The organism is Inquilinus sp. OTU3971 (genome assembly GCF_038440215.1).
Window position 1 is genome coordinate 1 of sequence record NZ_JASATH010000099.1, and the last position, 18,048, is coordinate 18,048.

Sequence of the window (18,048 nt, forward strand, 5' to 3'; positions counted from 1 at the left end):
CGCCGCGGGGGGGCCCCCGGGGGGGGGGGGGGGGCGGGGGCCCGGCCCCCCCCCCCCCGGGTCAACTGCCGGCGCTGATCCGCCTGGGGCGGCAGAGCAGCGCGGCGATGGCGGCCTTACTTGCCGCCGCCGGCACCCTTGGCCGCGACCTTCGGGGTGTGGCGTAGCTTCTCCAGCGCCTTCTGGACATGGGAGGAGAACACGAACTCGGCCGGGCGCTGCCGGTCGAGCGAGATCTCCGGCGCCATCGGCCCTTCGGTGCGGATGCCGCGCATGCTGACCAGGAAGGCCTTCAGCGGGTTGCGGAACATGTCCTTCACCGCGCTGGCCTCATAGCCGGAATGCACCATGCAGTTGGCGCATTTCTCGTAGTTGCCGGTGCCGTACTTGTCCCAGTCCGTCTCCTCCATCAGCTCCTTGTAGGTCTGGGCGTAGCCTTCGCCGAGGAGGTAGCAGGGCCGCTGCCAGCCGAAATAGGTGCGGGTCGGGTTGCCCCAGGGCGTGCAGTGGTATGTCTGGTTGCCGGCCAGGAAGTCGAGGAACATGGTCGACTGGCTGAACGACCAGCGCTTGCCGTTGTCGCCGCGCTTGAAGATGTCGCGGAACAGCTGCTTGGTGGTCTGGCGACTCAGGAAATGCTGCTGGTCCGGCGCCCGCTCATAAGCATAGCCCGGCGAGACCGTGATGGCGTCGACGCCCATCGCCTTGACGTCGTCGAAGAAGTTGGCGACGCGCTCCGGCACGGCGTTGTTGAACAGAGTGCAGTTGATGTTGACCCGGAAGCCGCGGGCCTTGGCCGCCTTGATAGCCTTGACCGCGCGATCATAGACGCCGTCCTGGCACACCGACCGGTCGTGGTCTTCCTGGTCGCCGTCCAGATGTACCGACCAGATCAGGAACGGGCTCGGCTTGTACTGGTCGAGCTTCTTCTCCATCAGCAGCGCGTTGGTACACAGGTAGACGTATTTCTTGCGGTCGATGATGCCCTGCACCACCTCCGCCATCTCCTTGTGCAGCAGCGGCTCGCCGCCGGCGATCGAGACCACCGGCACGCCCGAATCATCCACCGCCTGCAGGCAGTCGGCCACCGACAGGCGCTGGTTCAGGATCTCGTCCGGGTAGTCGATCTTGCCGCAGCCGGCGCAGGCCAGGTTGCAGCGGAACAGCGGCTCCAGCATCAGAACCATCGGGTACCGCTTGGTGCCCATCAGGTGGTTCTTCAGAAGGTAAGCGCCGATACGGATCTGCTGGTGAAGCGGAATACCCATGGGACCTTCACAAAACTGTCGGCCCAAATCGGGGCCAAGCGACTATGCCTACTCGGCGGGGACCGGTGCGGTCAATTGGGAGGGCAGACGGAAGCGGATATTCTCATCGACACCCTGCAGCGTCGAGACCTCGACCTCGCCATAACGTCGCAGGGTCTCGACCAGCTCCTGCACCAGGCTGTCGGGGGCGGAGGCGCCGGCGGTGATGCCCACCGCCTGCTTGCCCACCAGCCAGGCCGGGTCCAGCGCCGAGGCGTCGTCGATCAGATAGCTCGGCACGCCCAGCTCGGCCCCGATCTCGCGCAGGCGGTTCGAGTTCGAGCTGTTGCGGGCGCCGACCACCAGCAGCACGTCGGCCACCTGCGCCAGCTCCCGCACCGCGCGCTGGCGGTTCTGGGTGGCGTAGCAGATGTCCTTGGTATCGGGGCCGACGATCGCCGGGAATTTCGCCGTCAGCGCGTCGATCACCGCCTTGGTGTCGTCGACGCTGAGCGTGGTCTGGGTGATGTAGGAGACGCGCTCCGGGTCCGGGATCTCGAGCGTCGCAACCTCCTCGACCGTCGAGATCAGGGTGACGCCACCCGGGATCTGGCCGGTGGTGCCCTCGACCTCGGCATGGCCGGCATGGCCGATCAGGATGACGGTGCGGTCCTGGGCGGCGTATTTGCGGCCCTCGATATGCACCTTCGACACCAGCGGGCAGGTCGCGTCGATCACCTGCAGCCCGCGCTGCTCCGCATCGGCCTCGACCGACCGGGAGACGCCATGCGCGCTGAAGATCGTGATGGCGCCGGCCGGAACCTCGTCCAGCTCGTCGACGAATTTGGCGCCCTTCGCCCGCAGGCTCTCGACCACGTGCCGGTTGTGCACGATCTCGTGCCGGACATAGACGGGAGCCCCGAAGATCTCCAACGCCCGCTCGACGATTTCGATCGCCCGCTCGACGCCGGCGCAAAAGCCTCGCGGCTGGGCCAAGATGATCCGCATTCCGCACCTGTGTTCCGGCTGAGCGCTGGAGTTCGCCAGAGTGAATCACTCTCAATTGGACCATACAACGCGCCAACTTTGCGTGTCACTAACATGACTAAGAGCGCGCGCTGCAATGGGTTACGATCGATACTTATCAAATTCGTCGCACCGGCCGATGTGCTGGCCGTCACAGGCGAATTCCGACGCGGCGGCGTTCGGAACTTCTCGGCAAAGGGGCGGGTTGAAGCCATCATGGGTCGATTGCGCCGCGCCGCGAGCCCGGATGGCGGCGGACCAACATTCCGAATCGGAAGACAAAACCATGCGCTCGCCTGCCTTCTCCAGACGCCTTGCCCTGGCCTTGGCACTCCTGTTGCCGTTGCCCTTCACTGTGCTGCCGGCACAGGCCGCCGAGCCGCGCCAAGTCGTCGACACGCTCGACAACGCCCTGCTCGACGTCATGAAGAACGCCGACTCGCTGGGCTTTCGCGGGCGCTACCAGAAGCTTGGGCCGGTGCTCGACCAGACCTTCAACCTGCCGCTGATGGCGCGAATCGCCGTCGGCCCGGACTGGTCGACCCTGAGCCCGGCCCAGCAGCAGAAGGTGACGGATGCCTTCCGCCGCTTCAGCATCACCACCTATGCCGCCCGCTTCAACGGCTACAGCGGCGAGAGTTTCCAGGCAGAGGACGCCAAGCCGGTCAGCGGCGGCGACCAGGTGGTCAACACCAGGCTGGTGCGGCCGAACGCCGATCCGGTGCCGCTGAACTACCGGCTGCGGGGGCCGAACTGGCAGATCATCGACATCTATCTGAACGGCACGATCAGCCAGCTCGCCAACTACCGGTCCGAATTCGGCGCGACCCTGCGCAGCGGCGGCGGCGATGCGCTGATCAAGCTGATCGAAGGCAAGATCGTCGAGCTGACGCCGAAGAAATAGGCCTCGAGCCGGGCGGGAGCGTCGTTCCCGCCCGGCCGTCGGTCAGGGAATGTCCGGCAGCTGCGAGCCAGGGACGTCGCCGGCCGCGGCCGGGCCCGCGGCACCGCCGGCCGCCGCCGCTCCGGCGGGATCGGTGTAGAGGTCGCCGCCCGACGGAGCCTGGCCGCCGTCGAGTTCGGCCTGCCGGTACTGCCGGAACACGCTGCGCAGCGTGGCATAGTAGTCGACCGAGTTGCGTTCCAGCTCATCGGTGGCGTCGACCGTGCGCGACCGCACATCGACGCCCCTGAACACGAACTGGCCGACGCTCGCCTCGGTCGGAATGTTGACGATGTAGCCCCAGGGGCTGCTGACCGTGTCGACCGCGAAGCCGACCGTGTCGCGCGGATTCGAGGGGCCGAGCAAGGGCAGCATCAGATACGGGCCGTCGCCGATGCCCCATTTGTACAGCGTGGCGCCGAAATCGCCCGCCTGCTGCCGGACCACGCCGCGCGGCGTCGCGACATCGAAGAAGCCGCCGAGGCCGAAGGTCGAGTTCGCCATGAAGCGCAGCAGCGTCTTGATGGCGGCGATCGGCTCGCCCTGCAGCACCTTGTTCAGGAAGATCACCGGCTCGCCGAAGTTCTGCAGCGCGTTGTGCAGCCCGTCGCGCGCGAATTCCGGCACCGTGTCGCGATAGGCGATCGCCACCGGCCGGATGGCGTTCTTGTCGAGCGCCTGGTTGAAGTCGAAGATCGCCCGGTTCATCGGCTCGAGCGGATCGTTGATCCGGTCGAACTCGGCCCGCTGGGCGGGGTCGGTCGGCGGCGTGGCGCAGCCGCTCAGCGCGGAGGCAACGAGGAGCGCGGCGACGCCGAGGGCAAGGGGGCGAAAGGATGAGCGCAACGGCATGTCCGGTCCGATCCCGTAAGCAAACCGAAAGTCGGTGATCTTGGCTTGGCACATTTCCGTTCGCGGCTCGGATCGACCCAACCCCACGACGGAGAAGAAAGTTAGAATACGAACAATATCCTGCGGCCTGTGCGGCAACAACCACCTGACGAAAAACTTTATTCCCCTTCCGTCAGACCGCAGCGAACTGGGCACCAGAACCCGGGCGCCGGCCGGGGCCGCGAGAGTCGCGGCCGGGCGAGACTAGCCGCATCCGGCCGGGTCGTCACCGGGCCTGATCCGGATGCTCCGTGAAGCCTGGCTTCACGATGGCGTACGGATGAAGGCGCCGTGGTGGCACGGGCGGGCCGAGCAGCGCGGGCATGAACACCAGCACGGCGAACAGGGTAAACAGCAGCTCGATCGTCAGCAGCTCGCCCATGCCCGCCGTCCCGGGATGGGGCGACAGCCACAGGCTGCCGAAGGCCGAGCCGGTGGTGAGCGCACTGAACACGATGGCGCGGGTGGTGCTGGACTGCAGCGGCTCGCCGCGCCGGGCGCGCCAGTTCACCACGAAGTAGATGTCGAAGGCGACGCCGACGCCGAGCAGCAGCGGCAGGGCGATGATGTTGGCGAAATTGATCGGCAGGCCGGTGACGATGGTGGCCGCCAGCGTCATGAGGCCGGCCAGCAGCAGCGGCGTCAGCGCCAGCAGCACGTCGCGCAGCCGCCGCAGCGCGATCGCAAGCAGGAGCGAGATCATCACGGTCGCCAGGATGCCGGCGGTGATGAAGGCGCCGACGATGGTGCGGCTCGATTCCTGGATCGTCACCGCGGTACCGGTGGCGTGCGGCGCGACGGCGCGGACGGCGTCGACGAATCGCTCCATGACGGCGTTGTCGGCGGCATTGCCCTTGGGGAACACCGTCAGCTTGGCCTGGCCATCCGGCGCGACCCAGGTCTCCTTCAGGTCCTTCGGCAGATCGGCCAGCGTCACCGGCTCGGCCGAGAGCAGCAGTCGCAGCCGGTCGAGGGTCATCGGCAGGGCGTTCAGCAGGGCTTCGCCGACCCGGGCCAGGGTCGCCGCATCGGCCTTGGACAGCCGGTCCAGCCCATCGGCTAGGCGGCGCTCCGGGCTGTCCGGCTCCGGCGCGATCTGGCGCAGCGTCGCCGCGGTCTTGGCGGCGGCGGCGCGCACCGCGTCATCGGATGGCGGATCCTCGGTGGCCGGCGCGTCCAGGGTCGGGCCGATCAGTAAACCGAGGTCGGACAGGATCGCCAGCTTGGCCGGCTGATCGCCGGGCACGAAGCTGTTCAGCGACAGCACGGTGTCGACCTCGGGCAGGTCCTGCAGCTTCGGCGCCAGCGCCGCCGCGGCCTCGACCGACGGAGTCAGGATGTCGATGGTGTTCGGCGTGGTCAGCGGATCCCGCATCAGCTCGAGCATCGTCGAGGCGGCTTCGGAGCGCGGATCCACCAGGTTCAGCGGGTTGAAGTCGAAGGTCAGCCGCGGCATCAGCGCCAGCGACCCCAAGGCCAGCAAGGCGCCGCCGGCCAGCACCCAGCGCCTATACTTCAGGAGGAAGCGGTCGACCGGAGCCAGCTCCGTCCAGCCGACCTCGCGCGGCTCGGCCCGCACCGGTAGCACCGCCAGCAGGGCCGGCAGCAGCGTCAGGTTGAGCACAACCGCGATCAGCATGCCGACGCCGGCGATCAGCCCGAGCTCGGACACGCCGCGATAGTCGGTCGGCAGGAAGGCGAAGAAGCCGCTGGCGGCGGACAGCGCGGCCAGCACCAGGGCGGCGCCGACGCGGCGGATGGCGGCGTTGGTGGCGGCGAATATATTGGGCGCGGTGGTGCGCTTGGCCCGCACGGCGATGCAGAGCTGGACACCGAAATCGACGGCGATGCCGACGAACAGCACGGCGAAGGCGACCGAGATCAGGTTCAGAGCGCCCACGGCCAGCGCCGCGAAAGCCGCGGTCATCAGCAGCCCGACGGCCAGCGTGACCGTGATCGCCGCGGTCATGGTGAAGGAGCGCAGGGCCAGCAGCAGCAGCCCCAGAACCAGCACCACCGACACCGTGGTCGACACGCCGATGCCCTCGCTGACGCTGGCGAACTGATCATCGTTCAGCGGGATGTTGCCTGTCTGCCGCACGGTGACGCCGTAATCCGGGGTCAGGTGCAGCCTCTCCGCCGTGGCGCGGACGAACTCGGTGGCCTTCGCTCCCGGTTCCAGCGCGCCGTAGTCGAGCACCGGCTGCGCCAGCACGAAGCGGCGCAGGGTCCGCGGCGAGGGCGGGCCCGAGGACAGCAGCGACTGCCAGGACAGCGGCTGCACCACATGCGTTGACGTCAGATTGGCGTCGATCGTCGCCGCCATCCGGGTGAAGGCCGGCTGCATCTGCGACCGCTCCGCCTGGCCCGTCTGCACGCCCTGCAAGGCGAGGTCGAGCACGCCGAACAGCCCGCGCAGCGTCGGATCGGCGGCCAAGCCGCCGAGCAGCGGTTGGGCGGCGATGATGTCGTTCGCGGTCTGCTGCACCTCCTTCACCGACAGGAGCAGGATGCCGTTCTTGTCGAAGAACGGCCCCCCGTCCGGGCGGCGGACGCTCCTGAACAGCGAGGGCTCCGCCGCCAGCGCCTTGGCCAGCTGCGTTGCCGCAGACTCCGCCAGCTCCGGCGTCTGGCCGTCGATGACGATGGCCAGCAGGCCGGTGTTCTGGGGAAACGCCTTGTCGAGCGCGGCGTTGTCCTGCTGCCAGGGCAGGTCGGGGTCGATCAGCGTGCCGGTGTCGGTGTTGATCGACAGGCGGTGCATCACAACCAGCACGGCACAGACCGACAGCACCAGCGCGGCGACGATCACCCACGGCGCGCGGCGTTGGCAGAAAGCGCCCAGATAGACCAGGGCACGTGTTGCGGACAGTTTGGAGGCAGGCACGAGGTCTGCTTTGCGATGATGGGAAGGGCAGGCTGCGGGCGGAGTTGTATCCTGCTTCGCCGATGCGAGAAAGCCGTCCGGTGAGCGCGGCAGCACTATGGCGCAGTGCGGGCGAGGCGGGCCAGGCCCAGCCAGGCCAGCGCCGCCGTGGCAACCGCCGCCATCAGCAGCCAGGGATCGGCCCCGGTGACGCGCAGTGCCCAGGGGATCAGCGCGGTGGTCCCGGCCAGGCCGGCGAAAGTGGTCAGGAAGGCGTAGCCGGCCTGGGCCATGTAGTGCAGTTCCGGCCGGATCCGGGTGCGGATCACGGTCTGGGCCGCCAGATAGGCACCGCCGAAGGTCATGGCGTGGCCGAACTGGCTGAAGATGATCAGGGGCAGGGGCGGGTCGGTCGCCAGCAGCAGCCAGCGGCCGATCGCGACCAGGCAGCACGCCGCCAGCAGCGTCGCCGGCGGGATCCGCTCCAGGCGCCGGGCGGCATAGCGGTAGACCACGATCTCGGCGGCGACGGCGGCGCCCCAGACGATCCCGGTGCTGCCCTTGGCCACGCCGTGGTCGATCCACCACAGGGTGCCGAAGGAGTAGTAGAAGGCGTGCGAGGCCTGCAGCAGCAGGGCCGGCGCCAGCAGCGGCGCCGCCACTGCCAGCGCCGCCGCGGCGGCGCGCGGGTCGAGGCGCGGCGTCGGCGGCTGCCAGGACGGTCCGAGCACCGAGACGCAAAGGCACAGCAGCAGCCCGGCGGTGATATAGGGCAGCAGCGCCGCGCCGTCCGGCAGGACCAGCAGCGCCCCCATGCCGACATTGCCGATCAGGAAGGCGAAGGACCCCCAGGCCCGCATCCGGCCATAGCCATGGCCGCTGCGCAGGGTGACGGTGTTGGCGAAGCTCTCGATCAGCGGGATCGAGCCGTAGACCAGCCCGACCGCCAGGACCGACAGCAGGCCAATGGTGCCGGGATCCGCGATCAGCGTGGCCGCGATCAGCACCAGGGCGGCGCAGACGGCAGCGCCGGCGGCCAGGCCACCGGCCGGCAGCAGCAGGGTCGCGACCATGCCGAAGCCGAGGATGCAGACGGCGCGCAGGGCGAAGCCCGCGGCCATGGTCCAGCCGACCGCATCGGTGGCCAGGCCGCTCGCCGCCAGCCAGACCGGCAGATAAGGGGTCAGGATGCCGCTGACCCCGTAATGCGCCGACAGGGCGGCGACGGCGCGCAGCCTGCTGTGATCGCCGGCTTCATGGACGGCGTTGTCCGGGGTTTTGCTCAACGCGTTGCCTCTCCCGCTTGCGGGAGAGGTCGGAGACGCGAAGCGGCTCCGGGTGAGGGCCCTTTCCCTCCGCCTGTGCCAGCCCTCACCCGCCAGCGCTGCGCGCTGTCGACCTCTCCCGCCACGCGGGAGAGGCAACGCAAATGGACCGGCCAACTCTGGTCGTTCAAGGAATTATCCGGCTCACAGCCGGACCATGGTGCCGGTGCGGCGCGAGCGTTCGGCGGCGAAGGCCATGAAGTGGCTGTCCAGCGATTCCTCCAGCGAGGTCAGGGCGACATTCACCTGGCTGCGACCACGGCGCTGGATCTGCCGGCCCAGGAACTCGGCCATCAGCCGGTCGTCGCCGCCGGCATGGCCGCCGTCACCCGGCACGGTCAGGCGGATGGTGGTGACGTCATCGGTGCGGAAGTCGATCACCGTGATCTCGTTCTTCTCCAGATGCCCGGCGATCTCGCCATGGGTGCCCATCAGATGCAACGTCCGGGTGTTCTCGGCGGTGAAGGCGCTGACGTTCAGCGTGGCGCTGACGCCGTTGGTGAAGCGCATCGCCACCACCTGGTTGTCGACCACGTCGTTGTCGCAGCGATAGACGCAGCGGCCATAGGGACCTTCGTGCAGCGCCGCGCGGATGCCGTCGGGCGAGGTGTCGAGGCTCAGCACCTTGTGCGGCCAGGCATCGGCCGGCTTGAACTTCTCGAGATAGATGCGCTGGGCGGAATAAGGGCAGACCCGCTCGACCTTGCAGCCCTCGTCGCAGCGGTCGGTCGACCCGTCCGGCGCATTCTCGCGCCGGAAATGGGCCAGCGAGCCGTAGGAGGAGACCTCCTGGCAGGGCGCTCCGGCCAGCCAGCGGATGATGTCCAGGTCGTGGCAGGTCTTGGCCAGGATCAGCGGGCTGGACTCCTCCTCGCGCCGCCAGTTGCCGCGGACGAAGCTGTGGGCGAAGTGCCAGTAGCCGATGTGCTCGGTCTGGCGCAGCGTCACCAGTCGGCCGATCACGCCACGGTCCAGGATCTCCTTGATGCGCGAGAAGAAGGCGGTGTAGCGCAGCACATGGGCGACGGTCACATCCGCCCCTGTTTCCCTCGCGGCCTCGGCCAGGGTGCGGGTCTCCTCCTCGGTCGGCGAGATCGGCTTCTCCAGCAGGATGCCGAGGCCGCGGCGGATCGCGGCCAGCGCCGGCTCCAGGTGCAACGCGTCCGGGGTGGTGATCAGCACTGCGTCCAGCTCGGTCTCGCGCGCCAGCAGGTCGCGCCAGTCGGCATAGAGGTGCTCGGAGCCGAGGCCGTGCCGGGCGGCGGCGTCCTGCAGCCGGTCGGCCCGCGGGTCGGCGATGGCGACGATCCGCGCCTGGTCGGGGCGGCGGCGGATATAGTCGCCATAGGCCTCGATGCCACGGCTGCCGGCGCCGATCACAGCAACGCGGATCTGCTGGGATTTCAGGGATTTGGACATCGGTCTTGGCTTTCGGCTCGAACGATGGATTGAGAGTGAGGATTAGCCTTTCACCGCGCCGGCGACCATGCCGCGGGTAAAGTGCTTCTGGACCAGGGCGAACAGGATGGCGGCGGGCAGGGTGGTGACGACGCCGGCGGCCATCAGATAGTCCCAGCGGATCACGTTCTCGCCGACGAAACGGGTCAGGGCCAGGGTGACCGGCCATTTGCCGTCGTCGGTCAGCATCACCAGCGGGAAGATCAGGTCGCTCCAGGCATGGATGAAGGTGTAGATCGCGGCCATCGCCAGCCCCGGCCGCACCACCGGCAGGATGATGTGCCACAGGCTCTTCAGCCGCGAGCAGCCGTCGACCATCGCCGCCTCCTCCAGCTCGCGCGGGATGCCCAGCAGGAAGCCGTGGAGCAGCCAGATCGCGATCGGCGTGGCCAGGGCGGTGTCGCACAGGATCACCGACAGATAGGTGTCGAGCAGCCCGGCCGCGATCATGAATTCGTAGAGCGGGATGACGATGACCACCGGCGACAGCATCTGCGTCGCCAGCACCAGGAACAGCAGCGTGGTGCGGCCGGTGAAGCGGAACCGCGCCAGCCCGTAGGCGCCGAGGAAGCCGAAGCTGGTCGAGATCGCGGCGGCGGCCCCGGCGATGATCAGGCTGTTGCCCAGCGCCTCGACCACCCGGTACTGGCCGAACAGAGCGCGGGCGTAGTTGCCGAGGTCCAGGCTGCGCGGCAGGAACTCCGGCGGCCAGACATAGAGCCGGTCATAGGGGGTGAAGGAGGTCTTCAGCATCACCCAGACCGGCAGCAGCAGGAAGCCCAGCAGCAGGATCAGGGCCCCATGCCGCCCGGCCTCGGGCCAGAAGCGGCGCGCGGTCATTCCTCGCCCCCCTTCAGCACGCGCCAGTACAGGAGCGACACCGACATCAGGATGACGAACACCACCACCGCCATCGCCGAGGAGGTGCCGAAGTCGAAATTGCCGAAGGCGGTCTCGTAGATCTGGATCGGCAGGGTGGCAGTGGCGCCGGCCGGGCCGCCCTTGGTCAGCGGCCAGATCACCTGGAAGGAGTTGAAGGTCCAGACGGTCGACAGCAGCACGCAGGTCATCAGCACCGGCTGCAGCAGCGGCAGGGTGATGCGGCGGAAGATCTGGACCGGACCGGCACCGTCGATCCGCGCCGCTTCGATATAGTCGTCGGGGATGCGCTGCAGCCCGGCCATGAGAGTGACCACCATGAAGGGGATGCCCAGCCAGGCATCGACCACCACGGTGGCGATGAAGGCCGTGGTCTCCTGGCCGAGGAAGGAGATCGGCTCGCGGATCGCGCCGGTCACCAGCAGCACGGCGTTGATCCAGCCGGACTGGCCGTCCAGCACCCAGCGCCAGGAGATGGCGGCGATCACCGCCGGCGTCACCCAGGGCAGGAGGAGGAGCGCCAGATAGACCTTGCGGCCCGGGAAGGGGCGCTGCAGCAGCAGCGCCCCGCCCAGGCCGATCAGCAGCTTCGCCCCCACCGAGCAGGCGGTCCACATCACCGTCAGCTGCAGCGTCCGCAGGAAGGCCGGCTCCTGCACCAGCGCCAGGAAGTTTTCGGCGCCGACGAAGTCATTGCCCTCCCAGGGCGCGGTCAGCACCACATGGTGCACCGACTGCCAGAAGATGCGCAGCACCGGCAGGCCCAGCAGCGCCGCGATCAGCAGCAGCGGCAGCGCCAGATACGGCCAGGGCGCCCGGTCCGGCGACCAGGGCCGGGCGCGGGTGGCTCTCCGCGGCGCAGTGGGGGCGAGCGCGACCACGGGGTCAGGCGCGCGGTTCGATGCGGGCCTTGCGGATCTTCTCCGCCGCCGCATCCAGCGCCTCCTGCGGCGTCGCCTTGCCCAGGATGGCCGACTGCACCGCCTCGACCAGGATCTTCTCGAAGGGCTGCCAGGCCCGCGGCGTCGGCTGGGCGAATCCGTTCGCCTTCATGGCGATGAAGGTCTGCCAGAACGGCGTCTTGAAGGTGTCGAGCTGCTCCTCCTCCGCCAGCAGCGGCACCAGCCCGCTGGTCGCGTCCCACTTCGCATGGATCTCGGGCTGCAGCAGATAGGCGACGAACTTGCCGGCTGCCTCGGGATGCTCGCTTTTGGCTGAGATGGCGAGGCTGTCGGAGACCAGCTCGCCCTTGCAGACCTTGCCGCAGGGCAGCGGCGCGACGGCGTAGGGCGCGGTCTTGTTGTCGGGGTCCAGCCCCATGATCGCCTTGCCCCAGGGGCCGCTGACCATCATCGCGATCTTGCCTTGGGCGAACAGCGGCGGGTGCTGCTCGCGGTTCAACTCCAGCGGGTTGGGCACGACCTTGTCCTTCTGGAACAGGTCGACATAGAACTGCAGCGCGCCGACCGCCTGCGGGCTGTTGATCTTCGTTTCGCCCGACGAATCAAAGGCTTCGCCGCCGTTCTGGTAGACGAAATTGAGGAACTGGCTGACCAGGGTGACATGCGCGGCCGCGGCGGTGGCATAGCCGTACATGCCGGGGTTCTTCTCGGTTACCGCCTTGGCCGTGGCCGCCAGCTCGTCCCAGGTCCTGGGCGGGGTCGGGATCAGGTCGGTGCGGTAGTAGAGGGCCTGGGTCGAGAACGCCATCGGCACGGCCATCTGCTTGCCGCCGAACTGTGCCGCGACGCGCACGGGCTCCGGGATCCGCCCCAGCGTCTCGGCGTCGACCAGCCCGTCCACCGGCTGGATCGCGCCCATCATTGAGAACTCGGCGACATTGCGGGTGCCGATATAGGCGACATCGGCGGCGCGGCCGGCGATGAAGTCGGTCGACAGCTTCTGGAACGCCTCGTCCCAGCCGACGCCCTCGACCTTCACGGTGATGTCCGGGTTCTTCTCCTGGAAGCCGGCGACGATCTCGCCCAGCAGCTTCTGGTTCCGCTCCTCGCTGGCGCCGGGGATGAAGAAGCGGATCTCGGTGGTCTCGGCCAGGGCCGGCCCGGCGAGGCCGGCGGCCAAAGCGAGGATGCCCAAGAAAAGGCTAATGGGGCTCGGCCCGAGCCGCATGCTGCGCAGGTTCATTGTAGCCTCCCGTTGGCTGGCTGGTGTTGCTTGGCTTGGGACGCCCCGATCCCGGCGGGATCAGGGCGGGCGTCTCATCCCGCCCTGGCGCAGCAGCAGGTCCAGCGCCAGGCCGACCGCGCCGCGCAGATAGCCGTCGCCCTCGTCGGGGCTGATGACGATCCCGGTGCGGCATTCGTCGAAATTGTAGCCATGGGCGCGGAAGCTCTCGTTCAGCGCCTTCAGCAGATAGATGTTCAGCGCCGGCTGCGGCGCCCGGAACACGATCGCCTCCAGGTCGAACAGGTTGGCGACCTGGGCCAGGGCCTGGCCGATCCAGCGGCCGGCGCAGTCGAAGATCTCGATCGCCTCCGGGTCGCCCTGCGACGCGATATGGGCCAGCACGGCGATGTCGTCGGACAGGCCGCGCTTCAGCGCCTGGCGCGAGATGGCGGACAAGGAGGCCAGCGAGGCCAGGCAGCCGCATTTGCCGCAGCGGCAGGCGGCGCCGGAATAGGGGGCCAGCGACAGGTGGCCGATCTCGCCGGCCTGGCCCTTGCCGCGATAGACGTCGCCATTGATCGAGATGCCGGAGCCGATCTCGTTCTGCAGGCTCACGACAGCGTAGTTCTCATAGGCCCGGGCCAGGCCCAGCATCCGCTCGGCGACGACGATGGCGTTGGACGGGGTCTCGGCCGCGACGCCGATGCCGAAGGCATCCTGCAGCGCCGCGGTCAGGCGCTGGCCGGCACCGATCACCTCGGCCCGGCGCGGCCCGACCTCGCCCAGCACCACGCCGCCGGCGGCGAGGGCGTCCCAGCCGGGGCCGCCCTTGCGGCGCAGGCGGTCCAGCGCGTCGACCAGCGGCGCCGGGTCGTCATTGGCCGGGGCGGGCAGGGGGATCGGGCTCTGCTGCGGCGTGCCGGCCAGGTCGGCGATCACCAGCTGCGCCGACTCGGCGCCGAGATGCAGGCCCAGCAGCGTGCCGTAGTCCGGGTCGAGGTCCAGCATCACCCGCGGCCGGCCGCCGCCCGACACCTTGGCGCCGGTCTCGCGCAGCAGGCCGTGGCCGATCAGGGTGCGGACCAGGGGTGTCATGGCCGAGGCGCTGAGGCCGAGCTCGCGCGCCGCCTCGATCCGGCTGGCGCCACCGCGGCGATGAATCAGGCGCAGCAGCTCCGAGGCATCGCCCCAGCGGCCGCGCAGATCCAACTCACCCGTGCCTCGCCCCATCTCGCCCCCGCTGCGCTGCCCTTCGTTCGCGAGGGCAGCGACTGACGAGACTCATATTTCAGGATATCGAAGCAGACAAGCCAGATAATTTCTATTTCAGAAATAAGTCGAGGCGCTACCGGAACAGCGTCCGCACCAGCGCCGTCGCGATCCGGTCGAGCCGGGCTGGGTCCTGGTAGACCCGCTCCATCACCGCCAGGCCGCGGGTGAAGGTGACGACCAGGTCCGCCGCCTCGTCCGGCGTCACCGCCAGCCGGGCGCGGGCCGCATCGGTCGACAGCGCGGCCAGGACGATGCCGTGCAGCTCGTCCAGCATGCCGCGCAGCCGCGCCTGCAGCCGTGGGTCGTCCAGCGCCGCCGGCTCGGTCGCCGTTTTGGTGCTCAGGCAGCCGCGCGCCGGCGAACCGCTGGTCATGCTGGCGATGGCGGCATCGAACAGGGCCACCAGCCCCTGTTCCGGGTCCGGCGTCGCGTCCAGGGCCTGCCGGGCGCCGTCCAGGAACCGCCCGACATAGGAGTCGAAGGCAAGGAGGAAGATCTCCTCCTTGCCGCCATAGGCGTTGTAGAGCGAGCCGCGCAGCACCCCCGTGGCCTGGGCGATGTCCTGCATGGTGGTGGCGCGCAGGCCCTTGCGCCAGAACACGCCCAGCGCCTCCGCCAGCATCTCGCCTTCGTCGAATTGCCGCACGCCGGCCATGGTCGCCCCGATCGTTCTTGACATGGATGTCAAATTTGACATTGATGTCAAGTATAGCCGATCGACCGCGCGACGGCCAGACCCAAGGAACGGACGATGATCGACCTGCACTACTGGACCACGCCGAACGGCCACAAGATCACGATCGCGCTGGAGGAACTGGGGCTGCCCTACCGCATTCTCCCGGTGAACATCTCCCAGGGCGACCAGTTCAAGCCGGACTTCCTGGCGATCGCCCCGAACAACCGCATCCCCGCCATCGTCGACCACGACCCGGCGGAGGGCGCCGCGCCGATCTCGATCTTCGAATCCGGCGCCATCCTCGAATACCTCGCCGACAAAACCGGCAAGCTGCTGCCGCGGGCGCCGCGCGAGCGCTTCGGGGTGCTGCAGTGGCTGTACTGGCAGATGGGCGGCCTGGGGCCGATGGCCGGGCAGAACCACCACTTCTCGGTCTATGCGCCGGAGCGCATCCCCTATGCGACAGAGCGCTACGTCAAGGAGACCGGGCGGCTGTACGGTGTGCTCGACCGCCAGCTCGCCGGCCGGGACCATGTGGCCGGCGAGTTCTCGATCGCCGACATCGCCATCTATCCCTGGATCGTACCGTATCAGCGGCAGCAGCAGCGGCTCGAGGACTTCCCGAACGTCGCCCGCTGGTTCGCCGCCATGGCGAGCCGGCCCTCGGTGGTCCGCGCCTATGAGATCGCCGCCCAGATCAACACCGTGCCGACGGTGACCGAGGAGTCGAAGCGCCATCTGTTTGGCCAGTCGGCTGCCACCATCCAGGGCCGGGCCTGAACCATGGGCGAGGCCTTGACCCTGTACGAGCTGGCCGCAGCGGACGTCGCGCTGCGCTTCAGCCCGCATTGCTGGAAGACGCGCATGGCACTGGCCCATAAGGGGCTGGAGGCCGAGTACATTCCCTGGCGCTTCTCCGAGAAGGAGGCGATCGCCTTCTCCGGCCAGGGGCTGGTGCCGGTGCTGGTGCATGACGGCGAGACCGTCTCCGACTCCTGGCGCATCGCGCTGCATCTGGAGGAGCGCTTCCCCGACCGGCCGTCGCTGTTCGGCGGTCCCGGCGGCATCGCGCCGGCGCGCTTCGTCAACGACTGGGCCGACATGACCCTGTCCCCCGCGATCGCGCGCATCATCCTGCTCGACATCCATGACCGGGTGCATGACGCCGACCGCGCCTATTTCCGCGCCAGCCGCGAGACGCGGTTCGGACGGACGCTGGAGGAGGCCGTGGCCGACCGGCCGGCGCATCTGGCCGCCTTCCGCCAGGCCCTGGCCCCGCTGCGGCGGACCCTGGCCAACGCCCCCTTCATCGCCGGGCCGGCGCCGGCCTATGTCGATTACTGTGTCTTCGGCATGCTGATGTGGGCCCGCTGCATCAGCCCGGTCGAGCTGCTGGAGAGCGACGACCCGGTCTTCGCCTGGCGCGACCGGCTGCTCGACGCCTTCGGCGGCATCTCCCGGTCGGCGCCCTGCGTTCAGGGCTGACGGCCGGGCGCGTCCAGCCGCCAGACTGCGCATTCGGCGCCGTAGTGCCGTTCCAGGCCGATGTTGTGCATGCCCAACCGCTGCATCACCCGGATCGAGGCGGCGTTGCGGGGATCGGCCACGCCATAGAGGCAGGGCGCCCCGAGCGTGGTGAAGGTGAAATCGGCCATCGCGCGCGCGGCCTCGGTCGCCAGCCCCTGGCCCCAATAGTCCGGCCGCAGCCGCCAGCCGATCTCCAGCGGCTGGGCCGGGTCGTTTTCGATGTGCTGGATGCAGCCGGCGCCGATCACCTCGTCCGATCCGGCGAACAGGAAGGCCCACCAGGAGAAGCCCTGGGTCGCCCAGCGTTCCTGCACCCGGGCGATGCCGGCGCGGACATCCTCGGCGGTGTCGGTCGTGCCGTCGACATAGCGCATCACCATCGGATCGGAGTTCAGCACCAGCAGGCCGGCGAAGTGCCGTTCCGCATAAGGCTCCAGGCGCAGGCGGGGCGTGTAGAGGATGGTCATGCCGCCTCGAACGCCTCGTGGAACTCGACCGTCCCGCTCGGCACCTGCGCGCCGAAGGGCAGCACCAGGAAGTGTTCGGGCGGGATGCCCGGCGACCGCAGCCGCGGATCGGCGGCGAAGCCGAAGCGGCGATAGTAGCCGGCCGCGCCGGCCAGGACGCAGCCTTGGGCGCCGAGGGCGCGGATGCGGTCGAGGCCGGCACGGATCAGGGCCTGGCCGATGCCCTGGCCCTGCCGATCGGGGCGGACCGCCACGGGACCGAGCCCGTACCAGTCCCGGGCTGTGCCATTGATGGCGACCGGCGAGAAGGCGACTTGGCCGAGGATCTCGCCGTCCTCCTCCGCCACCAGCGCGACGGTCAGCGCCCCGGCGGCCCGCAGCGCCTCGACGATGGGCGCTTCGGTGCCGTCGCTGTAGGGCCGGCCGCGGAACGCGTCCTCGACCAGTTGGCGCACCGCCGCATCGTCTTCCGGCTGCTGGTCCCTGATCATGCCGTCGCCCTTCCCGACTCAGGTGTCCAGCATGGTCAGGGCGGCCTTGCGGTCGCCCGGCTTCAGCTTCAGGAACAGCGCTCGGGCCGCCTTGATGTCGCGCTCGGTCCCGCTCTCCGCCGCGGCCTTCAGGGCCAGTGCCGTCGCGTGCTCCGGCCCGCAGATGAAGGCCACCGCCTTGGCCAGGCGCCCCATGGCTTCGCGATCGATCTTGGTCTCGTCCATCCCGGTCCTTCCCCGTGCCGCCGGATATCTCCGACGTCGGTTCTGGACCATCATGAGACCGCTGCCCAGGAGATTCGGTGCCGGTCAGTCGCCGGTCCGCTCGAAGCGCATGATCCAGTTGGTCTCCCAGCTCGCGCCGCCATCGGTGGAGAAGGCCTGCTCCCAGCGCGCCGAATGCCCGGTGATCTCCGACCAGATGAAGCGCACCCGGATCGGCGTGCCCTCCCAGACATCGTCGGCGAAGAAGGTGCCGACGCCGTTCTCGAAGCGGCCGCGCAGCGGCGCCTCGTCCATGTGCAGGGTGCGGCCGTCGAACCACCAGATCGACCACAGCCTGGTCGCCGCGTCGAACAGGCGCAGCGTGGCGGCGCGGTAGGTGCCGGCCGGCAATTCGAGGATGTTGTCGTCGATCGTGCCCAGGCCGCCGATCAGCGGGCGCATCTCGGAATGGCCGGCGAACTCGTCCCAATGGGTGTCGCCGGCCAGGCGCTTGCGCAGGCGGCGATGCGATACCGACCAGCGGCCGAACAGCGGGCCGAAATCGTCGCGGCCGTCGTTCGGCATATCGGGGACGCTGGGGTCGGTGCCGGGGGCGGGCTTGGCGAACAGGGCGGGCATCGGTCTCTCC

The 18,048-nt window shown here is 69.0% G+C and carries 18 protein-coding genes; 3 read left to right on the forward strand and 15 right to left on the reverse strand.

Annotated elements, in window-relative coordinates; translation table 11 throughout:
* Positions 1-116 precede the first annotated feature (116 nt).
* The gene (hpnH, locus tag AAHM41_RS23060; protein WP_342238932.1) at positions 117-1,268 is read right to left on the reverse strand and encodes an adenosyl-hopene transferase HpnH; all 1,152 of its coding nucleotides are present in this window, start codon (positions 1,266-1,268) and stop codon (positions 117-119) included.
* 48 nt (positions 1,269-1,316) lie between these two features.
* A complete protein-coding gene (ispH, locus tag AAHM41_RS23065) occupies positions 1,317-2,255 on the reverse strand; it encodes a 4-hydroxy-3-methylbut-2-enyl diphosphate reductase (protein WP_342238933.1) in 939 nt (312 codons plus the stop codon).
* Positions 2,256-2,559: 304 nt separating this feature from the next.
* Between ispH and AAHM41_RS23070 the strand changes: the two genes are divergently transcribed.
* Positions 2,560-3,177: an ABC transporter substrate-binding protein gene (locus AAHM41_RS23070; RefSeq protein WP_342238934.1), complete on the forward strand. Its 618-nt coding sequence runs from the start codon at positions 2,560-2,562 to the stop codon at positions 3,175-3,177.
* Positions 3,178-3,219: 42 nt separating this feature from the next.
* Here the strand turns inward: AAHM41_RS23070 and AAHM41_RS23075 are convergent, their stop codons facing one another.
* From AAHM41_RS23075 to AAHM41_RS23115, 9 genes are all read right to left on the reverse strand, one after another.
* Positions 3,220-4,068, reverse strand: coding sequence for an MlaA family lipoprotein (locus AAHM41_RS23075; RefSeq protein ID WP_342238935.1), 849 nt, complete (start codon positions 4,066-4,068; stop codon positions 3,220-3,222).
* 265 nt (positions 4,069-4,333) lie between these two features.
* Positions 4,334-6,994 carry an MMPL family transporter gene (locus AAHM41_RS23080; RefSeq protein ID WP_342238936.1) on the reverse strand — a complete coding sequence of 887 codons (2,661 nt, stop codon included), beginning with the start codon at positions 6,992-6,994 and terminating at the stop codon, positions 4,334-4,336.
* A gap of 95 nt (positions 6,995-7,089) precedes the next feature.
* The gene (locus tag AAHM41_RS23085; protein ID WP_342238937.1) at positions 7,090-8,259 is read right to left on the reverse strand and encodes an MFS transporter; all 1,170 of its coding nucleotides are present in this window, start codon (positions 8,257-8,259) and stop codon (positions 7,090-7,092) included.
* 183 nt (positions 8,260-8,442) lie between these two features.
* Positions 8,443-9,717, reverse strand: coding sequence for a Gfo/Idh/MocA family protein (locus AAHM41_RS23090; protein ID WP_342238938.1), 1,275 nt, complete (start codon positions 9,715-9,717; stop codon positions 8,443-8,445).
* A 42-nt stretch (positions 9,718-9,759) separates the two neighbouring features.
* Positions 9,760-10,596 (reverse strand): carbohydrate ABC transporter permease, encoded by an 837-nt coding sequence (locus AAHM41_RS23095; protein WP_342238939.1) that lies wholly within the window; start codon positions 10,594-10,596, stop codon positions 9,760-9,762.
* Positions 10,593-11,516: a carbohydrate ABC transporter permease gene (locus AAHM41_RS23100; RefSeq protein ID WP_342238940.1), complete on the reverse strand. Its 924-nt coding sequence runs from the start codon at positions 11,514-11,516 to the stop codon at positions 10,593-10,595. Before AAHM41_RS23100 ends, AAHM41_RS23095 begins: the two co-directional genes overlap by 4 nt.
* A 4-nt stretch (positions 11,517-11,520) precedes the next feature.
* Complete coding sequence (locus AAHM41_RS23105) at positions 11,521-12,780, reverse strand: ABC transporter substrate-binding protein (protein ID WP_342238941.1); 1,260 nt, start codon at positions 12,778-12,780, stop codon at positions 11,521-11,523.
* A 60-nt stretch (positions 12,781-12,840) separates the two neighbouring features.
* Positions 12,841-13,992 carry an ROK family transcriptional regulator gene (locus tag AAHM41_RS23110; RefSeq protein WP_342238942.1) on the reverse strand — a complete coding sequence of 384 codons (1,152 nt, stop codon included), beginning with the start codon at positions 13,990-13,992 and terminating at the stop codon, positions 12,841-12,843.
* Positions 13,993-14,107: 115 nt separating this feature from the next.
* On the reverse strand, positions 14,108-14,713 hold the full coding sequence (locus tag AAHM41_RS23115; protein WP_342238943.1) for a TetR/AcrR family transcriptional regulator: 606 nt from the start codon (positions 14,711-14,713) through the stop codon (positions 14,108-14,110).
* A 72-nt stretch (positions 14,714-14,785) separates the two neighbouring features.
* Here AAHM41_RS23115 and AAHM41_RS23120 point away from each other — a divergent pair, with 72 nt between their 5' ends.
* Positions 14,786-15,490, forward strand: coding sequence for a glutathione S-transferase N-terminal domain-containing protein (locus tag AAHM41_RS23120; RefSeq protein WP_342238944.1), 705 nt, complete (start codon positions 14,786-14,788; stop codon positions 15,488-15,490).
* A gap of 3 nt (positions 15,491-15,493) precedes the next feature.
* Entirely contained in the window at positions 15,494-16,195 is a 702-nt protein-coding gene (locus tag AAHM41_RS23125) for a glutathione S-transferase family protein (protein ID WP_342238945.1), read from the forward strand.
* On the opposite strand, the gene AAHM41_RS23130 is transcribed toward AAHM41_RS23125, so the two are convergent.
* The 4 genes from AAHM41_RS23130 to AAHM41_RS23145 form a co-directional block, all read right to left on the reverse strand.
* The gene (locus tag AAHM41_RS23130; protein ID WP_342238946.1) at positions 16,186-16,704 is read right to left on the reverse strand and encodes a GNAT family N-acetyltransferase; all 519 of its coding nucleotides are present in this window, start codon (positions 16,702-16,704) and stop codon (positions 16,186-16,188) included. The two genes, AAHM41_RS23125 and AAHM41_RS23130, sit on opposite strands and share 10 nt — an antisense overlap.
* A complete protein-coding gene (locus tag AAHM41_RS23135) occupies positions 16,701-17,195 on the reverse strand; it encodes a GNAT family N-acetyltransferase (RefSeq protein ID WP_342238947.1) in 495 nt (164 codons plus the stop codon). Before AAHM41_RS23135 ends, AAHM41_RS23130 begins: the two co-directional genes overlap by 4 nt.
* An 18-nt stretch (positions 17,196-17,213) precedes the next feature.
* Positions 17,214-17,420, reverse strand: coding sequence for a hypothetical protein (locus AAHM41_RS23140; protein WP_342238948.1), 207 nt, complete (start codon positions 17,418-17,420; stop codon positions 17,214-17,216).
* An 84-nt stretch (positions 17,421-17,504) separates the two neighbouring features.
* Positions 17,505-18,038, reverse strand: a complete 534-nt coding sequence (locus tag AAHM41_RS23145; RefSeq protein WP_342238949.1) for a DUF1579 domain-containing protein — start codon at positions 18,036-18,038, stop codon at positions 17,505-17,507.
* Positions 18,039-18,048: the final 10 nt, after the last annotated feature.